We start from the raw sequence: 25,913 nt of genomic DNA on the forward strand, positions 1-25,913 counted from the left end.
ACGACGCGGCCGCGAATCGGCAAGCTTCTCGGCAATGCGGTCGAGAGGCGCTGCGACGGGCTGTGCCCGCCACGCTTGGCCGCCGACGCGAAGGGACACAAGGGCGCCTCCTGACCGAGGAGGTGCGCCACGTTCATCGCGCCAGGCGAGATCGCCGCTCTCATCAGCTATCCGGTGAAGGGATGCGCGGGAATCGCGACGAGCGGTTCCACGCTGACCCCGGCCGGGCTCGAACACGATCGCGCGTTCATGGTCGTCGACCTCGACGGCACCTACCGGACCCAGCGCAGACATCCCCGGCTCGCGGTGGCTCAACCCCGGGTTGACGGGGACCTGATGACCCTCTCGGCGCCGGGAACAGACCCGCTGACCGTCGCCGTGAACAGCACCGGTGCGCGCCGCCCGGTCGACCTGTTCGGCGCGCCGTACCTGGGCATCGACCAGGGCGACGCCGCCGCGGAGTGGTTCTCCGACCTGCTCGGCGCGCCGAGCAGGCTGGTGCGGGTCCCGCCCGAGCACGACCGCGTGACCGACGGCGCGACCCTCGGGACGTCCGGCTACGCCGACAGCTGCCCCGTGCACCTGATCTCCACGGCGTCGCTGGACCTGCTCGACGAGCGGCTGGCGGAGGACGGTTCGGCGCCGCTGCCGATGAACCGGTTCCGGCCCAACATCGTGATCAGCGGCTGGGACGACCCGCACACCGAAGACCTGGCGCGCACGATCTCGATCGGCGAAGCGGCGCTGGGTTACGCCAAGCTCGCGATCCGCTGCGCCGTCACGACCGTCGACCAGGAGACCGGTCGCCGAGCCGGCCCGCAGCCGCTGCGCACCCTCGCCCGGTACCGGCGGGCGGATGCGGGAATCGCCTTCGGCACCAAGTTCGCGGTCCTGCGGCCGGGCAGGTTGTCCGTCGGCGACAAGGTCGTCGTCGAATCCTGGGGTGAAGCCGAGATCTAGCTCGTGGCCGCCGTGGAGCCGTTCCCCGCCGAGGCGAGGGCGAGTCCGGCGAGGCCGGTGGACGACACCACGCCCCGGAAGAGGGCCAGCGCCTCCGCTCGCTCGGCCTCCGGGGCGCGGTTCTCCAGCACCTGCGCGGCCGGGACGGCGAGGTCCTCCAGGGCGCGCACGCACCGGTAGTAGGCCAGGCGGTGCGGGTCGACGTCCACCGGCCCGTACCCGGCGAAGAACCACTGCTGCTCCTGCCGGCCGACCGGCGCGAACGGCAGCAGCACACCGCCGATCACGAACAGGAGATCGCGTTCGCGCGGGGCGAGGACCGCATCGTCCCAGTCGATCAGGGACACGTCCGCACCGCGCAGCAGCAGGTTCCCCAGGTGCGGATCGCCGTGGCAGACGACCTCGGGCGCGTACTGGGCGCGGAGCTTCCGCCCCACGGCATCGGCGTGCGTCAGCAGCGCCGCGATGCGGTCCGCCGCCGAGCGCCACTCCACGGCCAGGGAGCGGACGAGGTGGTCGTCCGGAAGTTCACCGGAAGTGCACTCGCTGTGGAGCACGCGCACCGCGGATGCCCAGCGCTCGTGCGTGTGTGCCTCGCGCGGCAGCGACTCCGGCGCCTCCGCCACCGGCATGGCGTGCACCTGCGCGAGCATTGCTCCATAAGCCTCCCAGTGCTCTGCCGTCATCCCGCCATCCAGCGCGCCCTCGTCGGACGCCCACGGCGCCAGGGACAGCCGGCGCCCCGCGCGCTCGCTCCACAACCCGCCGCTACGCGTCGGCACCGGCCCGGCGACGCCCGGCACGCCGCGCCCGGCGAGCCACGCCGACACCGCCAGCCCCGCCGTCGTGCCGCCGCCGCTCCACTTGACCGCGTACCGCTCCCCCGCCGCGGAAGTGCCGCGCCGGACCTCGGCGGCCACGTCCGCACCGCTGCCTACCGGATCGATCGCCACGAGGTCGATGCCGAAGTCTTCCCGAACCCACGCCCGCAGGCGCTCAGCAGCGGCGATGTCGGACATGACCGCACCTAACCACGCGAACCCGGCGTCGCGCCAACGAATTTCGCCGATCGAGCACCGCCGCCACCGCATAATGACGAGAATGACGGTTGCGGAACTGCACGCCGAATTCGACGCCCTGCGCCCCGACGAGCTGCGACGGCGCAGCTCCCAGAAGTGGGCCCTGGTCGATCCCGACGTCCTGCCCGCCTGGATCGCCGAGATGGACTACCCGCTGTGCCCGGTGGCCCGCGACGTGCTGCTGGAGCTGGTCGAGCGCGCCGACTTCGGCTACCCGGTGATCGACGAGCACCTCGCGGCGTTCGCGGATTGGGTTGCGCGGGAACAGGATTGGCGCGTCGATCCCGCGCTGGTCTCGCCCGTCGCCGACGTGATGGCGGGCTTGGAGGCGGCGGTGCGCCGCCTGACCGCGCCCGGCGACGGCGTCGTGCTGCTGACCCCGGCCTATCCCCCGTTCCTGGCCCTGCTCGACCACCTCGAAAGGCCGGTCCGGGAATGCCCGCTGCTCGACACCGAGGACGGCTGGCGGATCGACTTCGACGCGGTCGCCGGCGCGCTCGCCACCGGCGCGAAGGCGGTGCTGCTGTGCCACCCGCACAACCCGACGGGCCGGATCTGGTCGCGCGAGGAACTGCGGACGATCGCTGGACTCACCGACCGGCACGGGGCTTTCGTGATCAGCGACGAGGTCCACGCGCCGCTGCGCGCGAGCGATCAGGACTTCGTCCCCTTCGCCGCCGTCGGCGACCGGGCCGTGACGGTGACCAGCGCGTCCAAGGGGTGGAACGTCCCGGGGCTCAAGTCCGCGGTGCTGGTGTGCCAGGAGTCGACGAAGCACCTCCTCGACACCATCCCGCCGTACGAGAAGATGCGCGCCTCGACAGCCGGGCTGGCCGTCGCGACCGCCCTGTGGCGGGACGACGGCGGTTGGCTGACGGCGGTGCGCAGCTACCTGGACCGCACGCGCGACCGGTTGCAGGAGTGGGCGGGCGAGCGCTCGCGGGTCCGGGTGCACCGCGGGCAGGCGGGATTCCTCGCCTGGCTGGACGTCCGCGAGCTCGGGCCGGAACCGGCGGAGGTGCTGCTGCGGGACGCCCGGGTCCGGGTCAACTCCGGAACGAACTACGCCCCGCCCGGCTCGACGGCCGGACGGGGCTTCGTCCGCTTCAACCACGCGACCTCGCTGCCGCTGCTGGACGAGCTGCTCGCGCGGTTGGGTTCAGTGCTCGATTGACGTCTCGCGGGTCTCCCTGGAGATGATCAGCGCGATCAGCGTGATAGCGCCCATCGCCGCCAGGTAGACGCCGACCCAGCCCAGCCCGTAGGAGCTGGCCAGCCAGGTCGCGATGTACGGGGCGACCGAGGCGCCCAGCAGGCTGGCCAGGTTGTAGGACACCGACGCGCCGGTGTAGCGCACCGCGGTCGGGAACAGCTCCGGCAGCACCGCGCCCATCGGCCCGAACGTCATGCCCATCAGGCCGAGCCCGACGATCAGGAACGTCACCGTGGCCACGCCGGAGTCCGCGCCGAACCACGGGCCCAGCAGCAGGCCGAACACGATGATCGCGACGGTGGTGATGATCAGCGTGGGCCGCCGCCCGTAGCGGTCGGCCAGCCAGCCGGCCAGCGGGACCGTCAGGCCGAAGAACACCACGCCGACCAGCAGCATGACCAGGAACTGCGAGCGCTCGTAGCCCAGGCCGGTCTTGGCCGTGCCGTAGGACAGCGAGAACACCGTCATCAGGTAGAACAGCACGTAGGTGGCCAGCATGATGAACGTGCCGAGCACCAGCGCCTTGAGGTCGCTGCGGAAGACCTGCGCGAACGGCACCTTCGCGCGCTCGTTGCGCGCCACGACCTTCGCGAACGCCGGGGTTTCGTGCATGCTCAGCCGCACCCACAGGCCGACCACGACCAGCACCGCCGACACCAGGAACGGCACGCGCCATCCCCAGGACAGGAACGTCGCGTCGTCCATGAACTCCGACAGCAGCAGGAACAGGCCGTTGGCGAAGAAGAACCCGATCGGCGCGCCCAGCTGGGGGAAGGTGCCGAAGAAGGCCCGCTTGCCCGCTGGCGCGTTCTCGGTGGCCAGCAGCGCGGCGCCGCCCCACTCGCCGCCGAGGCCCAGGCCCTGGCCGAACCGGCACAGCGCCAGCAGCAGCGGCGCGACGACGCCGATCTGCTCGTAGCCGGGCAGCAGGCCGATCAGCACGGTCGAGATGCCCATCGTCAGCAGCGACGCGACGAGCGTCGACTTCCGGCCGATGCGGTCGCCGAAGTGCCCGAACAGCGCGGAGCCGACCGGGCGGGCGACGAAGGCGATCGCGAACGTCGCCAGCGACTGCAGGGTCGCGGCGGTGGGGTCGCCCGCCGGGAAGAACAGGTGCGGGAAGACCAGCACCGCGGCGGTCGCGTAGACGTAGAAGTCGTAGAACTCGATCGAGGTGCCTACGAGGCTGGCGAGCACGACCTGCCGGGTCGAGTTCCGCGGGGTGGGATCCCCCGATGCTCCGGAACCCCGCACTCCTGGTGCTGGGGCTTGGCCGACCGCCATGGCGCCGAAACCTTCCTCGTAACACGAATGGACGTCAGCACTCTAAACCTCGGCCGACCACTAGCCGAGACACGGCTCCCGCATAGTGGGCATCCTCACGGCCTGTAACGATCTCCGGCCGTTCCTCCGACCGGATGATCAACGTACCGAGTAACCACGCGAACACGCAGCGAATTCCTAGAATCGACTGGTTTCGCACCGAAATCGGCCACCCGCGCGGTAGCGCAGAGGGAGTTGCGTCGTGTCCGCCGAAGCTGAACGCGAGGACCTGCCCGGCCGCGGCACCCCGAGCCGGTTTCGCGGCGAGGAGCTGAAGTTCGTCGGGATGCCGATCGGCGGCATCGGCTGCGGGCAGCTCTACCTGGGCGGCGACGGGCGGCTGTGGCTCTGGGACGTCGACAACCGGACCGCCCCGGCCAACATCAACGACCTGCACTTCACCCGGCCACCGCTGCCGAGCTCGCCGTTCGAGCACGGCTTCGCGGTGCGCGTCACCGACGGAGACGGCGAGCGCGCCCGCTGGCTCGACGCGCGCGGCTTCCCGGAGGTCACCTTCGCCGGGCGGCCACCGGCGGCGGAGATCGACTACGCCGATCCGGGCGAGCCGGTGCGGATCGCGCTGAACGCCTGCTCGCCGTTCGTCCCGACCGAGATCGACGACAGCTCCTACCCCGCCGTGTTCCTCGACTACACCGCGACGAACACCGGGACGACCACGGCGGAGGTCGAGGTCGCCGGGTTCCTGGCGAACCCCGTCTGCCTGACCAGCAGGCACACCCGGCCGCTCCGGCTGCGCTCCCGGGAGTTCGCCCTCGACGGCGCGGCCGGCGTGCAGTTCACCGCCGCCGAGGGAGCGCCGGAGAACCCGGGGCGCGCCGACATCGTGCTGGAGGACTGGGAAAAGCCGGACTACGCGGGCTGGTCGGTGACCGGCGACGCGTTCGGCAGCGGGCCGGCCCGCACCCTCGACCGGCCCGGCTACCAGGGCGAGGCGGGCGCGTTCGGGATGCGGATGGCCGATTCGCACGCGAGCGCCCCCGGCGACGACGCCGGGGCACGGGATCGAGCGACCGGTTCGCTGCGCAGCGAACCGTTCCGGATCGAGCGCAACTACCTGCGGTTCCGCCTCAGCGGCGGCAACTACCCCGGCACGTGCTGCCTCAACGTCGTCGTGGGCGGCGCGGTCGTCGGCACCGCCACCGGCTCGTTCAGCGACCGGCTCGCCGACCGGGTGCTGTACCTGGGGCCGTGGCAGGGCGAGGACGCGGTCATCGAGATCATCGACGCCGAGACCGGGCCGTGGGGCCACGTCGGCGTCGACCAGCTCCGGCTCACCGATCACGCCCCCGCCCAGCCCGCCCTGCCGGAACTGCCGGACCACGGCAGCGTCGCCCTGGCCGTCCTCGGCGCCGACCGGGCACGGGTCTGCCCGGCGACGGAGACCTTCGAATCACCGAGCGACGTCTTCGCGCCAGCACCGGGATCATCCACAGTAGACGGACTGACGCGGCGCGGCGCCGGGGTGGTCGCGGCGGCAGTGACGCTGAAGCCGGGCGAACAGCGGACGATCCGGTTCGCGCTGGCCTGGTACTTCCCGGTGCCGGACCGGGAAGGGCTGGCGTTCCTGGAGCACAGCCGGGAGCTGCTGCGGCACTACGCGAACCCCTTCGGCAGCGCGCAAGACGTCGTCGCGCAGCTGGCTCGCGAACAGGAGCGGCTGCTCGGCGCGACGCGGGCGTGGACTCGCGCCTGGTACGAGGATTCGACGCTGCCGCACTGGTTCCTGGAGCGGGTCGCCGCGAACACCACGATCCTGTCGACGTCGACCTGCTACCGCTTCGCCGACGGCCGTTTCTACGGTTGGGAGGGCGCTTACTGCTGCGCCGGCACCTGCACGCACGTGTGGCACTACGCGCACGCGCTCGCCCGGCTGTTCCCGGCCGTGGAGCGGGACACGCGGGAACGCGTCGACCTGGGCATCGGATTCCACGCCGCGAGCGGGCAGCTGAGCATGCGCGGCGAGGCCGACCGCAGCCCGGCCGTCGACGGGCAGGCCGGGACGGTCCTGCGGATCTACCGCGAGCACCAGATGTCACCGGATTCCGGCTGGCTGCGACATGTCTGGCCGCGAACCCGGCAGGCGGTCGAGTACCTGATCGGCTCCGACGCCGAGCCCGACGGGATCCTCGACGGCGCGCAGCCCAACACCCAGGACGCCACCTGGTTCGGCCGCAACAGCTGGCTCTCCGGGCTGTACGTCGCGGCGCTGCGGGCCGGGGAGGCGATGGCCCGCGAGGTCGGCGACGACGCGTTCGCCCGGCGCTGCGCCGAACTGGCCGCCAGCGGGACCGAGGTGATCGTCCGGGACCTGTTCAACGGCGAGTACTTCGTGCACGAGCTCGACCCGGCGCACCCGGGCTCGGTCAACACCAACCGGGGCTGCTTCGCCGACCAGCTGCTCGGGCAGAGCTGGGCCGTCCAGCTCGGGTTGCCCCGCGTTTTGCCGCCCGAGCCGACCAGGTCGGCGTTGCGCAGCATCTGGCGGCACAACTTCGTGCCCCGGCCGATGGAATACCGGGAGCACAGCCCGATCGACGGCGGGCGGATCTTCTACGACGCCGACGTCCCGGCGCTGGTGATGTGCACCTGGCCGGACGGCGGCGGCGACGAGGCCGGCGACAACTGGTCGACCAGCTACTTCAACGAGGCCTGGCACGGCATCGAGTACCAGGTGGCCGCGCACCTGATCGCCGAAGGAATGGTCGGCGAGGGCCTGGCGATCGCCCGCTCCGTGCACGACCGGTACGGCCCGCTGCGGCGCAACCCGTACAACGAGATCGAGTGCAGCGACCACTACGCGCGCTCGATGGCCAGCTTCGGCACCTACCTGAGCGCGCTCGGCTTCGAGCACCACGGCCCCAACGGGCACCTGGGCTTCGCCCCCAAGATCCGCGCCGAGGAGTTCGCGGCCGCCTTCGCGACGGCCGAGGGCTGGGGCCGCTACCGGCAGACGCGCAGCGAATCCGAACGCACCAGCACGATCGAGCTCCACCACGGCCGCCTGGAGCTGCGGACCCTCCGCCTCGACGCGACCGCCGCCGAGCCGCGAGCCACCCTCGACGGCGCCCCGGTCGACGTGCGAACGAGCGCCGACGAATCGGGCCCGCTGCTCCGCTTCCCCGAGACCTGCACGATCAACGCAGGTCAGCGCCTAGACGTCCACCTCTGACCGCATCGAGCAGAGCGCCCGCAGCGCCTTCGCGTACCGGTCGACCGAGTCGTGCAGCTCCTCGGCCGACCTGCCGAGGATGCCGGGATCGCGATCGTCGGCGGCAGCGCAGAGCTCGTGCAGCGGGGTCACGATCAGCTGGAAGGCGTCCGGGGTGTTGGGCCGGATCTTCGGCACCCAGTCGTCCACGTCCCCCACCAGGTCCTGGTAACCCCAGTGGTTCGGCCCGTTCCGGATCAGCGTCTCGCCGAGGTAGCGAACCGCGCCCACGACGAACGGGTCCCCGGCGGCTTCGCGGACCGCCGACCGGTCGGGGAACCGGTCGAGCACGAGCCGCCCCAGCGCGTCCAGGGAGCTCATGGAGAAGTCGAACGGGAAGTCCTCCGGCAGGAACCCGGAACGCCACCCGTCGAGCGCACCGTCCATATCGGACAGCCACCGGTCGAGGAATTCCTTGGCCGATTCGGTCATGAGCCGACGGTCCTCCTGCAGGTACCACTCGACCGTGCCCGGCTCCGCCGTCGGCGCCGCCCCGCGCCGCGGCCACTCCACGTCCGGCCCGTAGAAACCCAGGCCGAACTCGTCGCGAAGCGCCCTGGCCTGCGCCGGCGACGCCAGGACGTGCACATCGTCCTGGCATGCCTCCACCGTCTCCCGCCGGAGCTGGTAGAACACGCGCGGATCGTCGCCGCCCGGGTTCAGGTCGATGATCTGCGTCGCCACTGCTCCCTGGTCCGCGTAGTCATCGGACTGGTGCTCGACCGACCACCAGACGGACTCGCCGTTGCGCAGGAAGTGCAGGAACTCGTAGTCGTCCTCGTCGCGCACCAGCACGAGATCCGAGACGACCACCGCGCCACCCGTGCACGCGGTCACTTCCCGTTCCAGCAGGTACCGGTAGTAGTCCTCGACGTAGTCGACGTCTTCACCGTGCACCGAGATCGCGATGCCGAATTCCGGGAGCCAACCGAAGATGTCGTGTTCCGCCAGCTCCTCGTCCAGATCGTTCCGCTTGCCGATGCCTGCCAGCACCTCGGCGGACTTCTCCTCCGCCACCATGCCCGAACGAACCAGCAGGCCGGCCAGCGCCCGAACCGTTCTCCTCGCCATGCCGCGAGATTCTGGCACCGACCCCCGACATGACGATCAAGCCAGGCTGCCATCCGCAATCGGTCGAACCCGTCCTACAGGCCGGGAGGGCTGGCTACTCTCCCGATCATGCTCAAGGCTTCGGCGCAAGCCGCGGGGCGCCTGGCGATCACCGGTCGAGGAAGTTGGCGACGAGGGCGGTCACCTTCGCCGGGTTGTCCTCCTGCACCAAGTGGCCGGCCTCGTCGATCCAGGCCAGCTCGGCGTGCGGGATCCGCTTCGCCAGGTCCTTCGCGCGCTCCGGCGGCAGCCACGCGTCCTGGTCGCCCCAGGCGATCAGGACCGGGCAGTCCAGTTCCCCGTAGCGGTCCTCGACCTCGCGGGTGAAGCGTTCGTCGGCCTGGGCGATCTGCCGGTAGAACGCCGGCCGGCCCGCCTCGCCGAGCCAGGGCGCGACCAGCGCGTCGAGCACCTCGTCGCGCAGCTCGCGGTGCGCCGCCGTCGTGATGTAGCGGCGGACCAGCGCCTCGTGCAGGTTCGGCGGCAGCGCCTCGAAGACCTCGTGGTCGTCGTGCACCAGGCGGAAGAACTCCGAACCCCACGGGCGCACGCTCACCGCGTCGATCAGCGCCAGCCGTCCATATTGGACACCGTCCAGCAGCGCCGTCCGCAGCGCCACCGCGCCGCCGAAGTCGTGGGCGATCACCGATGGGGCGCGCAGGCCCCAGTGCCGCAGCAGGCCCGTGAACACCTCCTGCTGGGCGGCCAGGGAGACGTCCTGGCCGTCGCGCTTCTCGGACTGCCCGTAGCCCGGCATGTCCCAGACGAACACCTGGTGCCGGGCGCTGAGCGCCCCGGCGACATCGCGCCAGACGTACGAGGAGAACGGCGTCCCGTGCATCAGCACCACCGGATCGCCCTGCCCCAGGCTCGCCCAGCGCACCGTTCCGTGCGGCGACTCGTGCCGCTCCGGCAGCTCCCAGTTCATCTCGACCTCCTCGTTACTGCCTTAAAGCCTATGCCGGTAACGTTACCATCAGATTCGAGATGCCGGTAATCTGATGTCGTGGCATACGACCGACCGGCCGCACCGGGTGAGCTGGAAGCAGTCGAAGCGTTCGGCAACTCCGCGCGCTTCCTGCACGACGAGGACGCCTTCGCGGACACGGCGGGCGCCCAGGCCTGGCTGCGCGCGCACGACTGGCCCCAGGCGGCCGACGAGCTGGACGAACCCGGGCGCCTGGAACTGGTGCGGGCCCGGGAGGCGATCCGCGATCATCTCGCCGGAACCGGCTCCGCGGAGCTGAACGACTACGCGAGCCGCCTGCTGGAGGCGCCTCAGTGGCAGGACGGCCAGGTGGTGATCCCGACCGCGCACGGGTCCGCCGTCGAGCGGCTCGTCGGCCGGCTCATCGCGACCCTGGTGGTCGACGGGCTGGCCGGAAAGCAGGGCCGGCTCAAGGTCTGCCGGGCCGACGACTGCCGCTGGCTGTACTACGACAGGTCACCGGGCAACAACAGCATCTGGTGCAGCATGGACATCTGCGGAGCGCGCCACAAGATGCGCGCCTACCGAACGCGCCGCAAGGCCTGATCCGACCGGCGTTCACCACGAGGAAGAGGACGTTCGATGCGGGTTGCGATCACCGGGCACAGGGGCTTGCCTGCGGAAACAGCCCGAATGGTGGCCGACGGGCTGCGCGCGGAGATCGGCGGCTACCCGGCCGCCGAACTCATCGGGCTCACCTGCCTCGCCGACGGCGCGGACAGCATCTTCGCGCGGCTCGTGCTCGACCACGGCGGCCGGCTCGCCGTGATCCTCCCGGCCAGCGAATACCGCGACTCGCTGCCCGAATCGCACCTCGCGACCTTCGACGCGCTCCGCGCGGAGGCGTCCGAGACCGTCGAGCTCGACTACGTCGCCGCGGAACCGCAGGCCTACCTGGCGGCCGGCCTGCGCATGCTCGACACGGCGAACCACCTGATCGCGGTCTGGGACGGCCGCCCGCCCGCCGGACCCGGCGGCACCGCCGACATCGTCGCGGCCGCCCGCGACCGCGGGCTCCCGGTCACGGTCGTCTGGCCGCCGGGTGCCCGCCGCGCCTGACCTGAGCGCTCTTACCGGCATAGCCGCTCACGACCCCGGACGACGACGAAGGGCGTCCCCCGCTGCTCGACGGGAGACGCCCTTCGCGTGGGACTCGAACCTGATCAGGCGACGGCCTCGTCGGCGTCGTCCGGGGCGTCGTCCGGACGCAGCGGCAGCGCCTCGAACGCCGCCGGCGGCTCCTGCCAGTGCGTCGCGGACTCGCCTGCCTCGATCGCCCGCCACACCCGCTCCGGGGTGGTCGGCATGTCGATGTGCCGGACCCCGAGGTGCTTGAGCGCGTCCACCACGGCGTTCTGCACCGCCGGGGTCGAGCCGATGGTGGCGGACTCGCCGATTCCCTTGGCACCCAACGGGTTGTGCGGGCTCGGGGTCTCGGTGTTCGACACCTCGAAGGACGGCAGGTCCGCCGCCGACGGGATCGTGTAGTCGGCGAGGGTGCCGGTCTCCGGGTTGCCCTCGGCGTCGAAGGTCACCTGCTCCCACAGCGCCTGCGCGATGCCCTGCGCCGCGCCGCCGTGCTGCTGGCCGCGCACGATCATCGGGTTGAGCACCCGGCCGCAGTCGTCCACCGCGACGTGCCGCAGCGGCCGGACGAACCCGGTCTCGGTGTCCACCTCGACCACCGACACGTGCGCGCCGAACGGGAACGTCGCGCCGCCGGGCGCGAAGTCGACGTTCGCGGCCAGCCGGTCGCCGTCGTCGGTGGCGGCGCGGGCGAGCTCCGCCCACGCGATCGTCGCGCTCGGCACCCCGGCCACGCCGAGCTCGCCGCCGTCGGTCACCTGGATGTCGTCGACGGACGCCTCCAGCCTGGACGCCGCGAGCTCCTTGGCCTTCTGCAGCACCGTGGTGCCGGCCTCCTGCACCGCGCTGCCCGCGATCTGCAGCGACCGGGACCCGCCCGTGCCGCCGCCGCGCGGCACCTGCGCCGTGTCGGACTGCACGAACTCGATCGACTCCATCGGGATGCCCAGCGTGTCGGAGACGATCATGGCGAACGAGGTCGCGTGCCCCTGCCCGTGCGCGGACGTGCCGACCTTGATCCGGGCGCCGCTCTCGTGCACCTCGACCTCGGCGTACTCGCCCGAGCCGCCGCCGGTGATCTCCACGTACGCAGCCACGCCGATGCCCAGCAGCACCTTCTCGCCGGCCGCGATGCGCCGGGCCTGCTCGGCGCGCAGCGCGTCGTAGTCGGCCAGCCGCAGGGCCTCGTCGAAGGGCAGCTCGTAGTCGCCGCTGTCGTAGTTGGCGCCGACCACCGTCTTGTACGGGAACGACTCCGGCACGAGGAAGTTCTTGCGCCGCAACGCAACCGGGTCCACGTCCAGTTCGGCCGCGGCCAGGTCCATCATCCGCTCCAGCATCGCCGCGGCCTCCGGCCGCCCCGCGCCGCGGAACGCGCCGGTCGGCGTGGTGTTGGTCATCGCGGCGACGGCGTCGTAGCTGATCTTCGGGATCTGGTAGACGCCCTGCGCCATCATGCGGGTCGAGCCCATGGCCAGGATGCCGCCCCAGCCCGCGTAGGCACCGGAGTCGCCGATCACGCGGCAGCGCAGCCCGACGATCGTGCCGTCGCGCTTGAGGCCCAGCTCCGCGAACTGCACCTGCGCCCGGCCGTGCGGCATCGCCTGCATGTTCTCCGAGCGCGTCTCGATCCACCGGACCGGCCGACCCAGTCGGTTGGCGACCGCGACCGCCACCGCGTGCTCGGGGATCACCCCGGCCTTGCCGCCGAACCCGCCGCCGACGTGCGGGGAGATCACCCGCACCCGCTCCGGCTCCCAGCCGAACGCCTTGGCCACCCCGTCCCGCAGGCCGTGCGGCATCTGCGTCGAGACGTGCACCGTGGCGTCGTACTCCTCGTCCGGGCCGCCCGGCTGCACCGCGATCGCGTTGCCCTCCAACGGAACCACCGCGACGCGCTGGTTCTCGATGCGGGCCCGGACCACGACGTCCGCCTCGGCCAGCACGTCCGCCCCGACCGCGTCGCGATATCCGGCGGCCACGTTCGAACCCAGCTCCGGGAACTGCTGCTCCGCCTCGGGGTCCAGGGCCTGCTCCGGGTCGGCGACGGCGGGCAGCGGGTCGTAGTCGACGTCGACCAGCTCGATCGCGTCCGCGACCGCCGCGGCGCTCTCGCCGACGACCACGGCGACGGCCTCGCCGACGAAGCGGACCCGGTCGATGGCCAGCGGCGGCCGCGCGCACTGCGCGTTGAGCTCGATGAACGGCGGCGGAATCGGCACGTCCAGGTCGGCCGCCGTGAACGCCGCGACGACGCCCGGCGCGGCGGCGGCCGCGGTGACGTCCACATTGCCCAGCCGCGCGTGCGCGAGCGGCGAGCGGACGAACCCGAGGTGCAGCATGCCCGCCAGTTCGAGGTTGCCGACGTAGGTGCCCCGACCGCGGAGCAGTTCCGGGTCCTCGACCCGTTGGACTTCGGTCCCCAGCAATGAACCCACCATGTTCGAAACCCTATCCGTCCCGTCGCCGACAAGCACCGGAAATCCGGTTGCGGTCGGGGCCCAACGCCGAACGCCCGCCGGAAATTCCCGCTCCGTCCGGAATCGGGCGGCACCGGAACCGGCCGGGCCTGGTGAGCCCTCGTGAGCGGTTTGGTCCGCCATGGCGAACAGCCTCTCGTTTCCCTGCTGCCATCCAGGTTCTGGCGAGCGCCCCAGCTCCGCGCGGACTGGGCGGTGCCCGCGAAGACTGCATTGGCCCTGGAATGGGCGGTTATCCTGGCAGCATGGCTCGGCAGCTGGTCACGGACAGGTTGCTCCTGCGGCCCTGGCGCATAGAGGACGCAGAAGCGGCGCTCGACGTGTACGGCAGCGCCGAGGTGACGCGGTGGCTGAGCCCGATCATGGAGACGGTTCCCGACATCGTGGCCATGCGCCTGTTGTTGCGGCAGTGGATCGCCGAGGACGTCAGAGCCATCTCGCCCGTGGGACGTTGGTGCATCCAGCGACGCGAGGACGACCGTGTGATTGGTGGTGCGTCCCTGCTGCCGCTGCCGCCGGGCAATCAGGACCTCGAAGTGGGATGGCACGTGCATCCGGAACTCTGGGAACAGGGTTACGCCGCTGAGGCGATGTTCGCGCTGGGTCGGTGGGCGTTCGAGCACGAGGTCGATGAGCTCTTCGCGGTGGTCCGGCCGGACAACGTCCAGGCTGCCGAGACGGTGCGCGACAATGGCATGGAATGGGCCGGGAAGACCGACAAGTACTTCGGGCAGACCGTGGAGCTCTACCGGCTTCGGCCGGCGGACCTGGACCGCTTGGCGCCGCGTGCGGACCTGCCGCCTGGCTACGGCGCGTAGTGATGACGGGCCCCGACGGTCGCTTTCTGCTTTTTCGGGTCCCGGAAGCGTAGGGTTGCAGGTAGCTGGCTGAACTGGTTGCTCCTGCAATCGACAGGGCTGCTCCCACCACGTCACCCGTTGACACGAGACTCGTTGACACGAGGCAGGGCCGCTCTCTTCACAGCTCTAGCGAGCCGACCGACCATCCTGTTCGGCTTGGATTGGATCATTCCATGACCATCCGAACGCCCGTGCGTGCCCTGCGACGCCCGGGACCTCTTCTCGCCCCCGCTGAAATGCCCGTGCCAACGTCGCCTGGCCTGCACTTGGAAGCCATCGAGTTCGAATCCACTCTTCGGCTCCGCCTCAGCTATCCCAGCCACGACGTGGTCGTGCTGACCGCGACCGGCGAAATCGATACCGCAACGGCCCCACGAGTGGCCGCCCTGCTGTGGCCTCGGCTGCTGACCAAGCTTTCGACCGTTGTGCTGGACCTCAGTGGCGTGACCTTCCTGGGCGTGGCGGGGTTGGAACTGATCACCGCCGCCCTCTCCTACGCACCCCACCGGGACGTGGAGTTCATCGTGACCGGCGGTTCCACCGCCGTCGAACGAGCGTTGCGCGCAGGCGGGCTGGACAGGTCCAACCCGGTCCCGCTCACGGCCTGAACCATCAGACGTTCTGGACAACGACGAGGCGGCTCGCCAACTCTTCACCGAGTGCTCGACGGACTCACCACCGAACACGTCAACGCGAGAAGCCTTCGGTCGCCGTTCGAGCGCTTTCGCTGCCGCTTTCCCGATCCACGCGACGCCCGATCAACTCGGCGTCCGGCGGGGCCCCACCTCACTGGCCCAAGGTCGTAATCCCCTGTGCTTCCAACCTGCGGCATTCGCATGCTGAGGCGGGAAGGACGAAGGTACCGAAATGGACGGTTTCGTGATCCGGTACGGGCCGCAGGACTTCGAGGCGCGGCTATCGGTCACCCGGACGGTCGGCGGGGCCTGGCGGCTCACTTACAGCCTGCCGGGTCATGCCGACGTGAACGTCGGGTTCGACACCGAGGACGAACTGCGCCACGAGATCAACACCGTGTTGGCAGTGTCGATGGAACCGGCCATCGACCCCTCTGCTGAAAACCTCTGACAGCGGGCCCGCACGCCAGGCGTCCGTCCGAAGCGGCCGGCCGGGGTGCCGGGGCGGTCCCGGATGTGGTCAACGCCTACCGCCTCAATGCCGGGGGACCATGCGGCGCGGCCGGACCGGGCGCGGCGTCGATTCCACGCCGCACAGGATGATGAAGCCGAGCACGGCCAGGCCCGCGTGCAGGAAGTTCTCGGCCGGGTGCAAGAGGAACGGCGTTCTTCCTTCCCCCGCAGTGCTTTCCGCGGTGCCGTAGACGAACAGCATCACGCCGCCGACCATCTGCACCGCCGCGAACAGCGCCACCCCGCGCCGCCACGGCGCGGCGACCAGCGCCAGCGCACCGGCGACCAACAGCAGGACGCTGTGCGCGGTGTTGAGGTGGAAGACCACCAGCACCGTGGCGCCTCCCGCCGGCCGGCCGGCGTTCACCAGTCCCAGCAGGCCGAGCAGGATCAGCAACAGGCCTTCCGCGCCCAGCACCAACTGCCAGCGCGTCAGAGGGCGCTGCCATCGCGAGCGGGAAACCATCGGGCACCTCCGGACGCGCTCGCCTCCCGAATGCCCGTCGCGGGGCGATCGAAAACCTGCGTCGAACCGTGCTTCCCAGTCCGTTGACCGGCCCCGTTCGCGACTGTAGTTTTCACATCCACAAATACAGCTTCACAAATGTGAAATTCCGAGCACAAGGGAGTGCCCGATGGGAACATCGGTCGCGAGCGGCGACGATCCGTACGTTCTCACCGCGGACGGCGTCAAGGAACCCCCCGAGGGCTGGAAGTCCAGCCTCCGCTACCTCGGCCCCGGCCTGATCGTGAGCGCCTCGATCGTCGGTTCCGGCGAGCTCATCGCCACCACCGCGCTCGGCGCGGAAGTCGGTTTCGCCCTGCTGTGGATGGTGATCCTGTCCACCGCCGTCAAGGTGGCGGTGCAGGCCGAGCTCGCCCGCTGGACGATCATCACCGGCAAGCCCGCGCTCACCGGGTTCAACCAGGTGCCGCCGAGGATCGGCCGGGTCGGCTGGATCAACCTGCTGTGGATGCTCATGGCGCTGTCGAAGCTGCTGCAGGTCGGCGGCATCGTCGGCGGCACCGCGGTCGCGATGAGCATGCTGATCCCGGTCGGCGGCGAACCGCTCGGCTCCACCTCGCTCACGGTGTGGACGATCATCATCGTCGCCGGCAGCATCGCGCTGCTGTACTCCAACAACTACAACCTGATCGAACGCGGCGCCTTCGCGCTGGTGGCGGTGTTCTCGGTGGCCACCGTGGTGATCGCGCTCGGCCTGCCGTTCACGCCGTTCGGCTACAGCGGCGGCGACCTGCTCAGCGGCCTCACCTTCACCATTCCCGCCGGGGCGATCGGCGCCGCGGTGGCGATGTTCGGCATCACCGGCGTCGGCGCCGACGAGATCACCTTCTACACCTACTGGTGCGTGGAGAAGGGCTACGCGCGCTGGGTCGGCCCGAACGACGGCAGCGAGGCGTGGCAGAACCGCGCCCAGGGCTGGATCAAGGTGATGTACAAGGACGTCTTCCTGTCCTGGGTGATCTACACCTTCAGCACCCTGGCGTTCTACATCATGGGCGCCTCGGTGCTGAATCCGCAGGGCCTGGTGCTCAAGGGCAACGAGATGATCACCACGCTGTCGCAGATGTACACCGACGTCATCGGCGAGTGGGCGGCCGTGGCGTTCCTCATCGGTGCGATCGCGGTGCTCGGCTCCACCCTGTGGGCCGCGATCCCGAGCTGGTCCCGGATGTACGTCAACGTCCTGGCGGAGCTGGGCGTGATGGACTGGCAGAACGCCCGCTCCCGGCAGAAGTGGATCCGCGGCTTCACGGTGGCGCTGCCGATCCTGTGGGGCGCGGCCTACCTGTTCGTCAACTCGCCGGTGGTGATGGTGCAGATCGGCGGCATCATGACCGGCATCTTCCTGCCGGCGGTGGTGGTCGCGACCTGGTACCTGCGCAACACCCAGGTCGACAAGCGCCTGCACGGCTCGAAGGCCTTCAACGCCCTGCTGGTGATCAGCAGCATCGCGATCAGCCTGCTGGGGGTCTACAGCCTCCTCAGCGTCTTCGGCGTCTCCTTCGACTGACGAATGCTGAAGGGCACCTCCCGGCGGGAGGTGCCCTTCAGCATGTCGCGGATCAGCGGGGGGCCATGCGGATGGCGCCGTCCAGGCGGATCGTCTCGCCGTTGAGGTACGGGTTCTCCACGATGTGGCAGGCCAGCGCGCCGAACTCGGCCGGCTCGCCGAGGCGCTTCGGGTTCGGCACCGAGTCCTCCAGCGACTTGCGCACGTCCTCGCGCAGCCGCCCCAGCAGCGGGGTGTCCATGATGCCCGGCGCGATGGTGCACACCCGGATCGCCTTGCTCGCCAGGTCGCGCGCCGAGCACAGCGTCATGCCGACGATCGCCGCCTTCGACGCGGTGTAGGCGATCTGCCCGATCTGCCCGTCGAACGCCGCCACCGACGCGGTCAGCACGATCGCGCCGCGCTCGTCGTCGACGGCGTCGTGCTTCGCCATCCGCGCCGCGCCGAGCCGCAGCGCGTTGTAGGAGCCGACCAGGTTCAGCTGGATGACGTCCTCGAAGGGCTCCAGCGCGCCGGGCTGGCCGTCCTTCTCCACCAGCCGGATGCGGGCCCCGCGCCCGGCGCAGTGCACCAGCGCGCGCAGCGGCCCGACCTCGTCCGCGACGTCGAGGGCGGCGGCGAACTGCTGCTCGTCGGTGATGTCGGCGGCCGCGAAGCGCGCGGCGTCGCCGAATTCCTTGGCGACCTCCGCGCCCTGCGACGTCGGCAGGTCGATGATGGTGACCTTGGCCCCCGCCTTGACCAGCTTCTGGGTGGTGGCAAGGCCGAGACCGGACGCCCCGCCGGTCACCGCCGCCGAAATACCTTCCAGGCGCATGCGCAGATCCTTTCCACACCGGTGTGCTCGGCCCATTCAAAGCACGCCCCTCGACGCCGGTCAAAGTCCGGTTCGCGAACGGAACCGAAGGCCCGGCCTATATCCGGTGGACAGGCCGGTGAGAATGCATGACGTGAACCAGCACTGGACCGTCGAGCCGGTCGGCGTGGACGAACCCGTGGTCGTCGAGCTGCTGCGCGAGTACATCGACGAGATCGCCAGCCGCTACTACGGGCGCCCCGCCACCGCGGCCGAGGTCGACGAGGCGATCGCGGAAGATCCCAACGACGGCCTGCACCCGCCGGAAGGCGTGTTCCTGGTTGCCCGCGGCGCGGAACCGTTCGGCTGCGTCGGGATCCGCCCGATGGAACCCGGCATCGCGGAGCTCAAGCGGATGTACGTCCGGCCGCAGGCCCGCGGCCTCGGCGTCGGCACCGGGCTGCTGGCCGCCGTCGAACAGCACGCGAAGGAGCTGGGGTTCCGCTCGATCCGCCTGGACACCCGCAACGATCTCGTGGAGGCCCGCAACCTCTACGCCAAGAACGGCTTCCACGAGATCCCGGCGTACAACCAGGGCCCGTACGCCGAGCACTGGTTCGAGAAGAAGCTGTCTTGACTGCTCCCCGCGTGAAGGCTGGGGAGATTCTTCGTCCCTCGTCTTCAGGCACTAGTGGGGATTCCTGGTTCAAGCTGCCTGATCGCCCTTCGGACGGTCAGGTCTTGCGCTCTCAGCACCAGCCGGGTACAGCCCAGCCCGGACCAGCATCACGTGCGCGGAGTTCTTGTCTCTCGGACAGACGTGTCCGCACGCCATGCAGGTGTAGGTACGTTCCGACAGCGGGAGCGCGTGCTTGGTTCTTGCTCCGCACCAACCGCAGTCCATCGTCGTGTGTTTCGGGTCCACGAGCACCACCACGCGGCCGTGCTTGCGCCCCATCATCAGTAGTTCGTTCTTCGTGGCCGCTATCGCGGCATCAGCGGCTTTACGGGCCATCGTGGTCTTGGCCAGGAACTTCGGGCGGAAGTTCTCCACCGCGATGGCATCGTGGTCCTGGACCACGCGTTTGGCCCACTTGCGGGCATCATCCTGGCGTTGCCGGGCGACCTTGGCATGCGCCTTCGCCGCCTGACGCTGAGCCTTCCGGTACCGCTTCGATGCCGACCTGCCCTTCGACGGCCTGCGTCGGGCCATCATCCGCTGATACCGCGCCAGCTTTGCCTGGGCACGCTTGCCGTGCTCGGCGTGCGGCAGGTCGTGAGTGTCGCTGGTAGTGGTGGCGGTTTCCTTGACTCCCCAGTCAATACCGATCACACGGCCGGTTTCCGGCAGCAGCGCAACCTCGGTCTCGACCACGAAGGACACGTACCAGTGGCCCAAGGAGTCCTGATATATCCGTGCTGATGTGGGCTTGGAGGGCAGGTCACGGGACCACACCACGGTCACAGCAACGCCGCCCGCGAGATGCAGTCGACCGTCCTTCAACCGGAAGCCACGCAGCGTGTAATTCAACGATGGCCGCGCCAGGGCCTTCTTTTTGAACCGGGGCATACCCGCACGCTGCTTGACCGGCAAGCATGCCTTGATGTCCTTGAAAGCCTTGGCCCGGGACCTGGCAAAGTCGCGGATGATCTGCTGCTGCGGTACCGACCCACCTTGCCGTAGCCACTCGTGCTCGCCTCGCCAGCAGGTCAGCAACTTGTCCAGGTATCCCGGACCACACTTCTCGCCCGCTTGGTGCGCGCGCCGGGACTCGGCTACGCACTGGTTCCAGACCCACCGACACCGATCCCATTCCGAGACAAGAGCGCGGCGGGCGGCGCGGCGGACACGCACACGATAGGTGTACCGAGCATGCCCGGCGTCTTTCGCCTGCGTGTCCGCCCCCATGAAGATCACTGTAGTTCAACGGCGAAGCCAACCACGTACACCTACTGGTCAACTTCCCACCCAAGATCGCGGTCTCAAGGCTGGTCAACTCCCTCAAAGGCCTGTTCCCCGCCTGCTACGCAAGAGTTCGAAGACCTGCGATTCGCCTGCCGGAACGGCGTACGGCTGTGGTCTAGGTCCTACTTCGCCTGATCAGTCGGTGGAGGAGCCCCAGCGCGGTGCGACAGTACATCGAACGCCAAGCATGACCGGTCATGTAGGCCACCGCTGGGCACGCAAGGCGCGAAATTGATGCGCTTCCTCCCACCCTGAAGGACGGGGCATCCGCGCTACGCTCCTCCGGGTGAGCGGGCAAATCGAGCGCCTGACGGTCGCGGACGCCGGCGAAGTGCTGACGCTGCAACGCGCGGCGTACGTGACCGAGGCGCAGGCCCACGACGACGTCCGGATGCCGCCGCTGATGCAGACCTCGACGACGTGCGCGCCGACCTCGCCCGGCCGTCGTGCCTGGCGTGGGGCTGCCGCGAGGCGGGACGGCTGGTCGCGTCGGTTCGCGTTGAGCTCAACGGGGCGACGGCGGAACTGGGGCGACTGATGGTCGCGCCCGACCGGCAGGGCCACGGCCTCGGCACCGGCATGCTGCTGCACGCCGAGCGGAACCTCCCGGCGCAGGTCGAGGCGATCGAGCTGTTCACCGGCGAGCACAGCACCGCGAACCTGCGGCTCTACCGGCGCATGGGCTACGTGGAGACCCACCGGAGCCCGGCGGGGCACTACGAGCTGATCCACTTCCGCAAGAGCCTGCGATGAGCTCGGCGGGCGGCATCAGGCCGCAGGTGGTCCGGACCGAGCGGCTCGACCTGATGCCGCTGCGCATCGACCACGCCGCGGAGATGTCGAGCGTGCTGGGAGACCCGGAGCTGTACGCCTTCATCGGCGGCGCCCCGCTCACGCCGGAGGAACTGCGGACCCGCTACGAGCGGATGCTCGCCGGCCCGCCGGATCCCGAGGTGTCCTGGTGCAACTGGGTGATCCGGCTGTCCGGCGAGGAGATCCTCGTCGGCACGGTGCAGGCGACGCTGAGCCCGGCCTACCCGGGACCGATCGCCGAGATCGCCTGGATCGTGGGCACGGACTGGCAGCAGCGGGGCATCGCGACGGAAGCGGCGCGAGGCCTGGTGGACTGGCTCCGCCGGAAACCGGTGCGCGCGGTCCTCGCCCACATCCACCCGGACCACCAGGCATCGGCGGCCGTGGCAACGGCGGCGGGCCTGCGACCAACGGACCAGTGGCACGACGGAGAACTCACCTGGCGCCTGACCCTCGACCGGACGACGGGCTGACCGATCTCGATCGTTTTCCCCATCCGCGCGCCGACGAGCTGCGATACTCCTCGACGTCCCGCGGAACCGGAGGTGGCGTTGACCGAGGCGGTGACCACGCGGTTCGTGGTGCTCAACGACCAACCGGTGGAAACCGGCGAGGACGACCTGCTCGACGCCGCGGCCACGGCACGGGCGCTGGTCGACCTCATCTCCGACTCCCACGTCTCCACCCCGTTCACGGTCGCCATCGACGCCGGGTGGGGCATGGGCAAGAGCAGCCTGATGCGGCTGATGCGGGCGCGGTTGGAGGACCGGGGCACCCCGACGGCCTGGTTCAACGCCTGGACCTCCGGCGCCGACGCACTGGAAGTGCTGATCAAGTCGGTGCTGCTGACCTTCGACCGCAACATCGTGCGGCGGGCGTACCACCGGCTGGCGAAGCGGCGCCGGGCCGTGCGGTTCGTCCGGCTGCTGCTCAAGGTCGTGCTCAGGTTCTTCGGGGTGCACCGGCTGGTCGATGAACTGTGGCGGCAGCTGTCGGTCGATGCCAAGTCGCGCAACGAAATCCGCGACGTCGTGCACGACATGGCCAAGGACTGGGCGGACGGCGGAACCTCGGACGGTCGTCAGCTCGTGGTGTTCATCGACGACCTCGACCGCTGCTCCGGCGACGTGGTGCTGGCGGTGTGCGAAGCGATCAAGCTGTACCTGGACGTGCCGGGGCTGGTGTTCGTCATCGGCTGCGACCAGGCGGTCCTGGCCCGCAACATGCAGGAATCCGGTGGCTCGGCCGGGCATGCGCTGGGGCACCTGGAGAAGATCGTGCAGGTCTACTACCGCACGCCCGCACCCGACCAGGAAAGCGTGCGGCGGCTGATCGACGGCTTCGCCGGCCGGTCCGGCACGAAGGAGCTGTTCGGCGACGGCGTGACCGCGCTGATCGCCCAGCGCACCAGGCGGAATCCGCGCCGGATCAAACGGCTGATCAACAGCTTCGTCCTCGAATACCACCTGAACCGGGACTGGCGGCGCTTCGGCGCGTCCGCGCTGGTCCGCGTCATCCTGCTGCAGCACTTCTACCCCGAGTTCTACCGGAGCCTGACCGGCACCGGTGACCGGGACATCGTTTCGGAATTCCTGGCCTACACCTCGGTTCGCGAGCACTGCAAGGCGGGCAACCATCCCGGTGACGACGAGTTCTTCACCAACCACCAGGTGGCGCCGCCGCCCGCCGGCGCGGACCACGACGTGCTCCTGTCCTCATTGGACAGGGTCGAGCAGGAACTGCCCGTCTTCTTCCCCGAACTGGCGGCGAATCCGGACTTCGTGTCGCTGATCGGCGAGCTCGCCCAGGAGGCGGACTTCGACGAACTGCGGAGGTATCTGCAGCAGGGTCGCCGCGGCAGCTTCTCGTTGCCCAGCCTGCTCACCGACGACGAGTTCCCGCAGGCATTCCTGCTGAACCGGTCGACGGAAAGCGTCGATGCCCTCATCTCGCCGGAAGCCTGGGCTTCGCGGCACGACCTGTGGCGCTTGGTGGACGAACTGCGGCACCACCACGACCCGCGAAGCCTGCACGATCTGCTCAGCCAGGACCTCGACCTCGTGCGATCCCCCGCACCGGAGGGGAACGACGCCTCCCCCGGTCTCCGAGTGCTGTGGATCGATGACTCCTTCAAACCCGACCTGCTGGGCGACGCGAAGCTCGACCTGATCGCCGACGCGCACAGCCGAGGCATCCGGGTCCTCCGGACGAACGACCCGGATTCCGCGAAGGACACCTTCCGCCGGTTCGAGCCCGACCTGTTCATCTCGGACATCACCCGCGACGGCGACCCGAACGCGGGACTGGACGACCTCGCCGCGCTGCGATCCGACGGTATCTACGACGGCCCCGTCATCTTCTACACCAGCAGGGTCACCCCGTCCCGCGTCAAGCGCGCCGAGGAGCTCGGAGCGCTGGGCGTCACCGCCGATCCCCGAGAGCTCATGTCCTGGATCGAGCGTTTCGTGGCCGACCGCGACACCGCTCAGGACTGAGCCGCTTCGGCCGGGACGTCGCCTCCGTCGGCGAGTTCCGGGAGCCAGCGGAGGGCTTCCGGCACCGGGTCCGTTCCGCGCACCGCGTGGTGGAGATATGTCTTCGCCACCAACAGCTTCCGGTACCCCCGACCGCTCCTGGCTTCGTGGTCCGCCTGCTCGAACAGCAGGGACGCCATCGTCGTGCACGCCGCCAGGGTCGTGAAGTCGCCGCACATCGCCTGGGCGTACTCGTCGGATTCCGACAGCAGGGACTTGCCCAGGGTTCGCAGGCCCTCCACCTCGGTGAGGAGTTGCTCGGCCGCTGCTCTGACGTCCGCATCCTCGATGCGTTCCAGGCGCTGCTGGGCCGTGTCCGCCAGGAGTTCGTGGGCGTTGTCCTTGCGGATGCAGCGCAGGACGTCCAGCGCGATCACGTTGCTGGAGCCTTCCCAGATCGAGCCCAGGTGCGCGTCCCGCAGCAGGCGCGGGTTGACCCAGTCCTCGATGTAGCCGTTGCCGCCCCGGATCTCCATCGCCTCGCCGGTCACCTCGCGCGCCAGCTTGCACAGGTGGTGCTTGCCCAGCGGCGTCAGCACCCGGATCAGCCGGCTCGCCTCGGCGTCCCCCGCGTCCGCCCGGTCCAGCGTCGCCGCCGCCTCCAGCACGAACCCGAGGCCCGCCTCGGTGTGCAGCATCATCGGCAGCAGCGTTCGCCCCATCAGCGGCTGGTCGAACAGCGGCTTGCCGAACGCCACCCGCTGTCGCGTGTGGACGATCGACTCGTGCAGCGCGCGCCGCATCAGCGCCACCGCGCGCATCGCGTTGGACAGCCGCGACACGTTGACCATCTCCGCCATCTGCACGAAACCGCGCGAGAGGTCGCCGACCGGCAGCGCGTAGCAGTCCTCCAGGGTCACCTCGCCGCTGGCCATCGAGCGGGTGCCGAGCTTGTCCTTGAGCCGGTCGATCCGGTAGGTGTTCCGGCTGCCGTCCGGGCGCAGCCTCGGCACCATGAACAGCCCGAGCCCCTTGGTGCCCGCCGGCCCGCCGGGAACCCGGGCCAGCGTCAGGATCACGTCCGCGTTCACGTTGGAGGCGAACCACTTCTGGCCGCGCAGCGTCCAGTGCGACCCGTTCGGGGTGGCCTCCGTCGCGGTCTGGCCGACGTCGCTGCCGCCCTGCTTCTCGGTCATGAACATCGCGCCGGTCAGCAGCGAGTCGAACCGGGGCGAGCTCAGCCCGTCGATCTCGCGCTCGAAGACCCCCTCGTCGCCGAACCTGCGCAGCACCCGGGCCGCCGAGTCGGTCATCGAAACCGGGCAGAACAGCCCGAACTCGGACTGCACGAACACGTACGACAGGGCGTACTTGACCACGTGCGGGATCTTGGTCGGCCAGCCGTGCACGCCCGGGCGGTGCGACATCGCGGCGAAGCCGAACCGCTCGAACGCCAGCCGCGACATCTCGGCGTAGGCCGGGTGGTAAACGACCTCGTCGACGCGGTCGCCCGCGGCGTCGTACTGGCGCAGCCGCGGCGGGTTGACCTCGGCGACCGCGGCCAGCCGGTCCAGCTCGCCGGCGGCCACCTCGCCGACGTCGCGCAGGAGCGGCTCGACGCGGTCCACCTGGTCGACGTAGCGGGCCAGCAGCGGGCGCAGGGCGGGATCGAGGTCGGCGAAGTTCATGCCCAGCACGTTTCCACCGGGTCGCGGGGCTGTCCAATACGGAATCGGCGCCGCGCTGAGACTCCCGGCGACTCAATGCGTTCCGCGATGCGGAAGCGCGCCGGGTGCGGCAGCGGGTCGGCTCGGCCTCTACCGTGGGAGCAGGAATCCCGGCGAGCAGGTGGGCGGCGCGACATGACCGAGGCGGAACGGAAACTGGTGCTGATCCGGCACGCGAAGTCGGCCTGGCCGGACGACGTCGACGACTTCGACCGGCCGCTGACCGAGCGGGGCCTCCGCGACGCGCCGGCCGTCGGCCGGTGGCTGCGCGGGCACGCCGCGGCGGTCGAGATCGTGCTCTGCTCCCCCGCCGTGCGCGCCCGGCGGACGTGGGACCTGGCGGCCCAGGAGATCCCGGCGGAGCCGGTGCTCAAGCACGACGACCGGATCTACGCGGCCTCGGCCCGCGAACTGCTGGCCGTCATCCGCGAGATCCCGCCCTCGGTCATGACCGCGGTGGTGATCGGCCACAACCCGGGCCTGGAAGACCTGACGGCGCTGCTCACCGGCGAACCGGCGGAGCTCAAGACCGCGGCGATCGCACTGCTGTCCAGCGCCGCGCCGTGGTCGGAGGTCGCGGAGTCCTGGGCGAGCACCGCGACCTACGCCAAGCCCCGCGGCTAGC

Annotated in this window: 22 protein-coding genes and 2 pseudogenes; 15 read left to right on the forward strand and 9 right to left on the reverse strand. The window is 70.2% G+C overall.

Features of this window, described 5'->3' with window-relative positions; genetic code table 11:
- The first annotated feature begins 150 nt into the window (after positions 1–150).
- Complete coding sequence (locus tag AB0H93_RS17060) at positions 151–960, forward strand: MOSC N-terminal beta barrel domain-containing protein (RefSeq protein WP_358573432.1); 810 nt, start codon at positions 151–153, stop codon at positions 958–960.
- On the opposite strand, the gene AB0H93_RS17065 is transcribed toward AB0H93_RS17060, so the two are convergent.
- A complete protein-coding gene (locus AB0H93_RS17065) occupies positions 957–1,979 on the reverse strand; it encodes a phosphotransferase (RefSeq protein WP_358573248.1) in 1,023 nt (340 codons plus the stop codon). The two genes, AB0H93_RS17060 and AB0H93_RS17065, sit on opposite strands and share 4 nt — an antisense overlap.
- 82 nt (positions 1,980–2,061) lie before the next feature.
- Here AB0H93_RS17065 and AB0H93_RS17070 point away from each other — a divergent pair, with 82 nt between their 5' ends.
- On the forward strand, positions 2,062–3,213 hold the full coding sequence (locus AB0H93_RS17070; protein WP_358573250.1) for an aminotransferase class I/II-fold pyridoxal phosphate-dependent enzyme: 1,152 nt from the start codon (positions 2,062–2,064) through the stop codon (positions 3,211–3,213).
- Here AB0H93_RS17070 and AB0H93_RS17075 read toward each other — a convergent pair.
- Positions 3,199–4,536 carry an MFS transporter gene (locus tag AB0H93_RS17075; RefSeq protein WP_358573252.1) on the reverse strand — a complete coding sequence of 446 codons (1,338 nt, stop codon included), beginning with the start codon at positions 4,534–4,536 and terminating at the stop codon, positions 3,199–3,201. The two genes, AB0H93_RS17070 and AB0H93_RS17075, sit on opposite strands and share 15 nt — an antisense overlap.
- A gap of 241 nt (positions 4,537–4,777) precedes the next feature.
- Between AB0H93_RS17075 and AB0H93_RS17080 the strand changes: the two genes are divergently transcribed.
- Positions 4,778–7,765 (forward strand): GH116 family glycosyl hydrolase, encoded by a 2,988-nt coding sequence (locus tag AB0H93_RS17080; protein WP_358573254.1) that lies wholly within the window; start codon positions 4,778–4,780, stop codon positions 7,763–7,765.
- On the opposite strand, the gene AB0H93_RS17085 is transcribed toward AB0H93_RS17080, so the two are convergent.
- Both AB0H93_RS17085 and AB0H93_RS17090 read right to left on the reverse strand, forming a co-directional pair.
- Entirely contained in the window at positions 7,748–8,875 is a 1,128-nt protein-coding gene (locus AB0H93_RS17085; protein WP_358573256.1) for a hypothetical protein, read from the reverse strand. The two genes, AB0H93_RS17080 and AB0H93_RS17085, sit on opposite strands and share 18 nt — an antisense overlap.
- Positions 8,876–9,023: 148 nt before the next feature.
- Positions 9,024–9,842: an alpha/beta hydrolase gene (locus AB0H93_RS17090; RefSeq protein WP_358573258.1), complete on the reverse strand. Its 819-nt coding sequence runs from the start codon at positions 9,840–9,842 to the stop codon at positions 9,024–9,026.
- 78 nt (positions 9,843–9,920) lie between these two features.
- Here AB0H93_RS17090 and AB0H93_RS17095 point away from each other — a divergent pair, with 78 nt between their 5' ends.
- Together AB0H93_RS17095 and AB0H93_RS17100 are read left to right on the forward strand one after the other, a co-directional pair.
- Positions 9,921–10,448, forward strand: coding sequence for a CGNR zinc finger domain-containing protein (locus tag AB0H93_RS17095; RefSeq protein WP_358573260.1), 528 nt, complete (start codon positions 9,921–9,923; stop codon positions 10,446–10,448).
- 36 nt (positions 10,449–10,484) lie between these two features.
- Entirely contained in the window at positions 10,485–10,961 is a 477-nt protein-coding gene (locus AB0H93_RS17100; RefSeq protein WP_358573262.1) for a hypothetical protein, read from the forward strand.
- Between the two features lie 104 nt (positions 10,962–11,065).
- Here AB0H93_RS17100 and AB0H93_RS17105 read toward each other — a convergent pair whose 3' ends face one another.
- Complete coding sequence (locus AB0H93_RS17105; protein WP_358573264.1) at positions 11,066–13,429, reverse strand: xanthine dehydrogenase family protein molybdopterin-binding subunit; 2,364 nt, start codon at positions 13,427–13,429, stop codon at positions 11,066–11,068.
- Between the two features lie 284 nt (positions 13,430–13,713).
- On the opposite strand from AB0H93_RS17105, the gene AB0H93_RS17110 reads away from it, so the two are divergent.
- The 3 genes from AB0H93_RS17110 to AB0H93_RS17120 all read left to right on the forward strand — a co-directional run bounded on the left by AB0H93_RS17110 (position 13,714) and on the right by AB0H93_RS17120 (position 15,414).
- The gene (locus tag AB0H93_RS17110) at positions 13,714–14,286 is read left to right on the forward strand and encodes a GNAT family N-acetyltransferase (protein WP_358573266.1); all 573 of its coding nucleotides are present in this window, start codon (positions 13,714–13,716) and stop codon (positions 14,284–14,286) included.
- Between the two features lie 284 nt (positions 14,287–14,570).
- Positions 14,571–14,936 carry an STAS domain-containing protein gene (locus AB0H93_RS17115; RefSeq protein WP_358573268.1) on the forward strand — a complete coding sequence of 122 codons (366 nt, stop codon included), beginning with the start codon at positions 14,571–14,573 and terminating at the stop codon, positions 14,934–14,936.
- Between the two features lie 259 nt (positions 14,937–15,195).
- On the forward strand, positions 15,196–15,414 hold the full coding sequence (locus tag AB0H93_RS17120; protein WP_132493259.1) for a hypothetical protein: 219 nt from the start codon (positions 15,196–15,198) through the stop codon (positions 15,412–15,414).
- Positions 15,415–15,498: 84 nt separating this feature from the next.
- Here AB0H93_RS17120 and AB0H93_RS17125 read toward each other — a convergent pair whose 3' ends face one another.
- Positions 15,499–15,942, reverse strand: coding sequence for a DUF4383 domain-containing protein (locus tag AB0H93_RS17125; RefSeq protein WP_358573271.1), 444 nt, complete (start codon positions 15,940–15,942; stop codon positions 15,499–15,501).
- 169 nt (positions 15,943–16,111) lie between these two features.
- On the opposite strand from AB0H93_RS17125, the gene AB0H93_RS17130 reads away from it, so the two are divergent.
- Positions 16,112–17,512, forward strand: coding sequence for an Nramp family divalent metal transporter (locus tag AB0H93_RS17130; protein ID WP_358573273.1), 1,401 nt, complete (start codon positions 16,112–16,114; stop codon positions 17,510–17,512).
- A gap of 52 nt (positions 17,513–17,564) precedes the next feature.
- On the opposite strand, the gene AB0H93_RS17135 is transcribed toward AB0H93_RS17130, so the two are convergent.
- The gene (locus tag AB0H93_RS17135; protein WP_358573275.1) at positions 17,565–18,329 is read right to left on the reverse strand and encodes an SDR family NAD(P)-dependent oxidoreductase; all 765 of its coding nucleotides are present in this window, start codon (positions 18,327–18,329) and stop codon (positions 17,565–17,567) included.
- A gap of 124 nt (positions 18,330–18,453) precedes the next feature.
- Here AB0H93_RS17135 and AB0H93_RS17140 point away from each other — a divergent pair, with 124 nt between their 5' ends.
- Positions 18,454–18,945: a GNAT family N-acetyltransferase gene (locus AB0H93_RS17140; RefSeq protein WP_358573434.1), complete on the forward strand. Its 492-nt coding sequence runs from the start codon at positions 18,454–18,456 to the stop codon at positions 18,943–18,945.
- A 69-nt stretch (positions 18,946–19,014) separates the two neighbouring features.
- Here AB0H93_RS17140 and AB0H93_RS17145 read toward each other — a convergent pair whose 3' ends face one another.
- On the reverse strand, positions 19,015–20,217 hold the full coding sequence (locus AB0H93_RS17145; protein ID WP_358573277.1) for a transposase: 1,203 nt from the start codon (positions 20,215–20,217) through the stop codon (positions 19,015–19,017).
- 14 nt (positions 20,218–20,231) lie between these two features.
- Between AB0H93_RS17145 and AB0H93_RS17150 the strand changes: the two are divergent.
- From AB0H93_RS17150 to AB0H93_RS17165, 4 genes and pseudogenes are all read left to right on the forward strand, one after another.
- Positions 20,232–20,321 (forward strand): annotated as a pseudogene (locus AB0H93_RS17150) (transposase); the annotation flags it as partial.
- 239 nt (positions 20,322–20,560) lie between these two features.
- Positions 20,561–21,027 (forward strand): annotated as a pseudogene (locus tag AB0H93_RS17155) (GNAT family N-acetyltransferase).
- On the forward strand, positions 21,024–21,560 hold the full coding sequence (locus AB0H93_RS17160; RefSeq protein ID WP_358573279.1) for a GNAT family N-acetyltransferase: 537 nt from the start codon (positions 21,024–21,026) through the stop codon (positions 21,558–21,560). The pseudogene AB0H93_RS17155 and the gene AB0H93_RS17160 overlap by 4 nt, the downstream one beginning before the upstream one ends.
- A 72-nt stretch (positions 21,561–21,632) precedes the next feature.
- On the forward strand, positions 21,633–23,582 hold the full coding sequence (locus AB0H93_RS17165; protein WP_358573281.1) for a P-loop NTPase fold protein: 1,950 nt from the start codon (positions 21,633–21,635) through the stop codon (positions 23,580–23,582).
- On the opposite strand, the gene AB0H93_RS17170 is transcribed toward AB0H93_RS17165, so the two are convergent.
- The gene (locus tag AB0H93_RS17170; protein WP_358573283.1) at positions 23,573–25,249 is read right to left on the reverse strand and encodes an acyl-CoA dehydrogenase family protein; all 1,677 of its coding nucleotides are present in this window, start codon (positions 25,247–25,249) and stop codon (positions 23,573–23,575) included. The genes AB0H93_RS17165 and AB0H93_RS17170 overlap by 10 nt on opposite strands.
- 174 nt (positions 25,250–25,423) lie before the next feature.
- Here AB0H93_RS17170 and AB0H93_RS17175 point away from each other — a divergent pair, with 174 nt between their 5' ends.
- Positions 25,424–25,912, forward strand: a complete 489-nt coding sequence (locus tag AB0H93_RS17175; protein ID WP_358573285.1) for a histidine phosphatase family protein — start codon at positions 25,424–25,426, stop codon at positions 25,910–25,912.
- Position 25,913: the final 1 nt, after the last annotated feature.

Origin of the sequence: Saccharopolyspora sp. NPDC050642, from assembly GCF_040654735.1 — a bacterium.
Lineage (GTDB): Bacteria > Actinomycetota > Actinomycetes > Mycobacteriales > Pseudonocardiaceae > Saccharopolyspora > Saccharopolyspora elongata.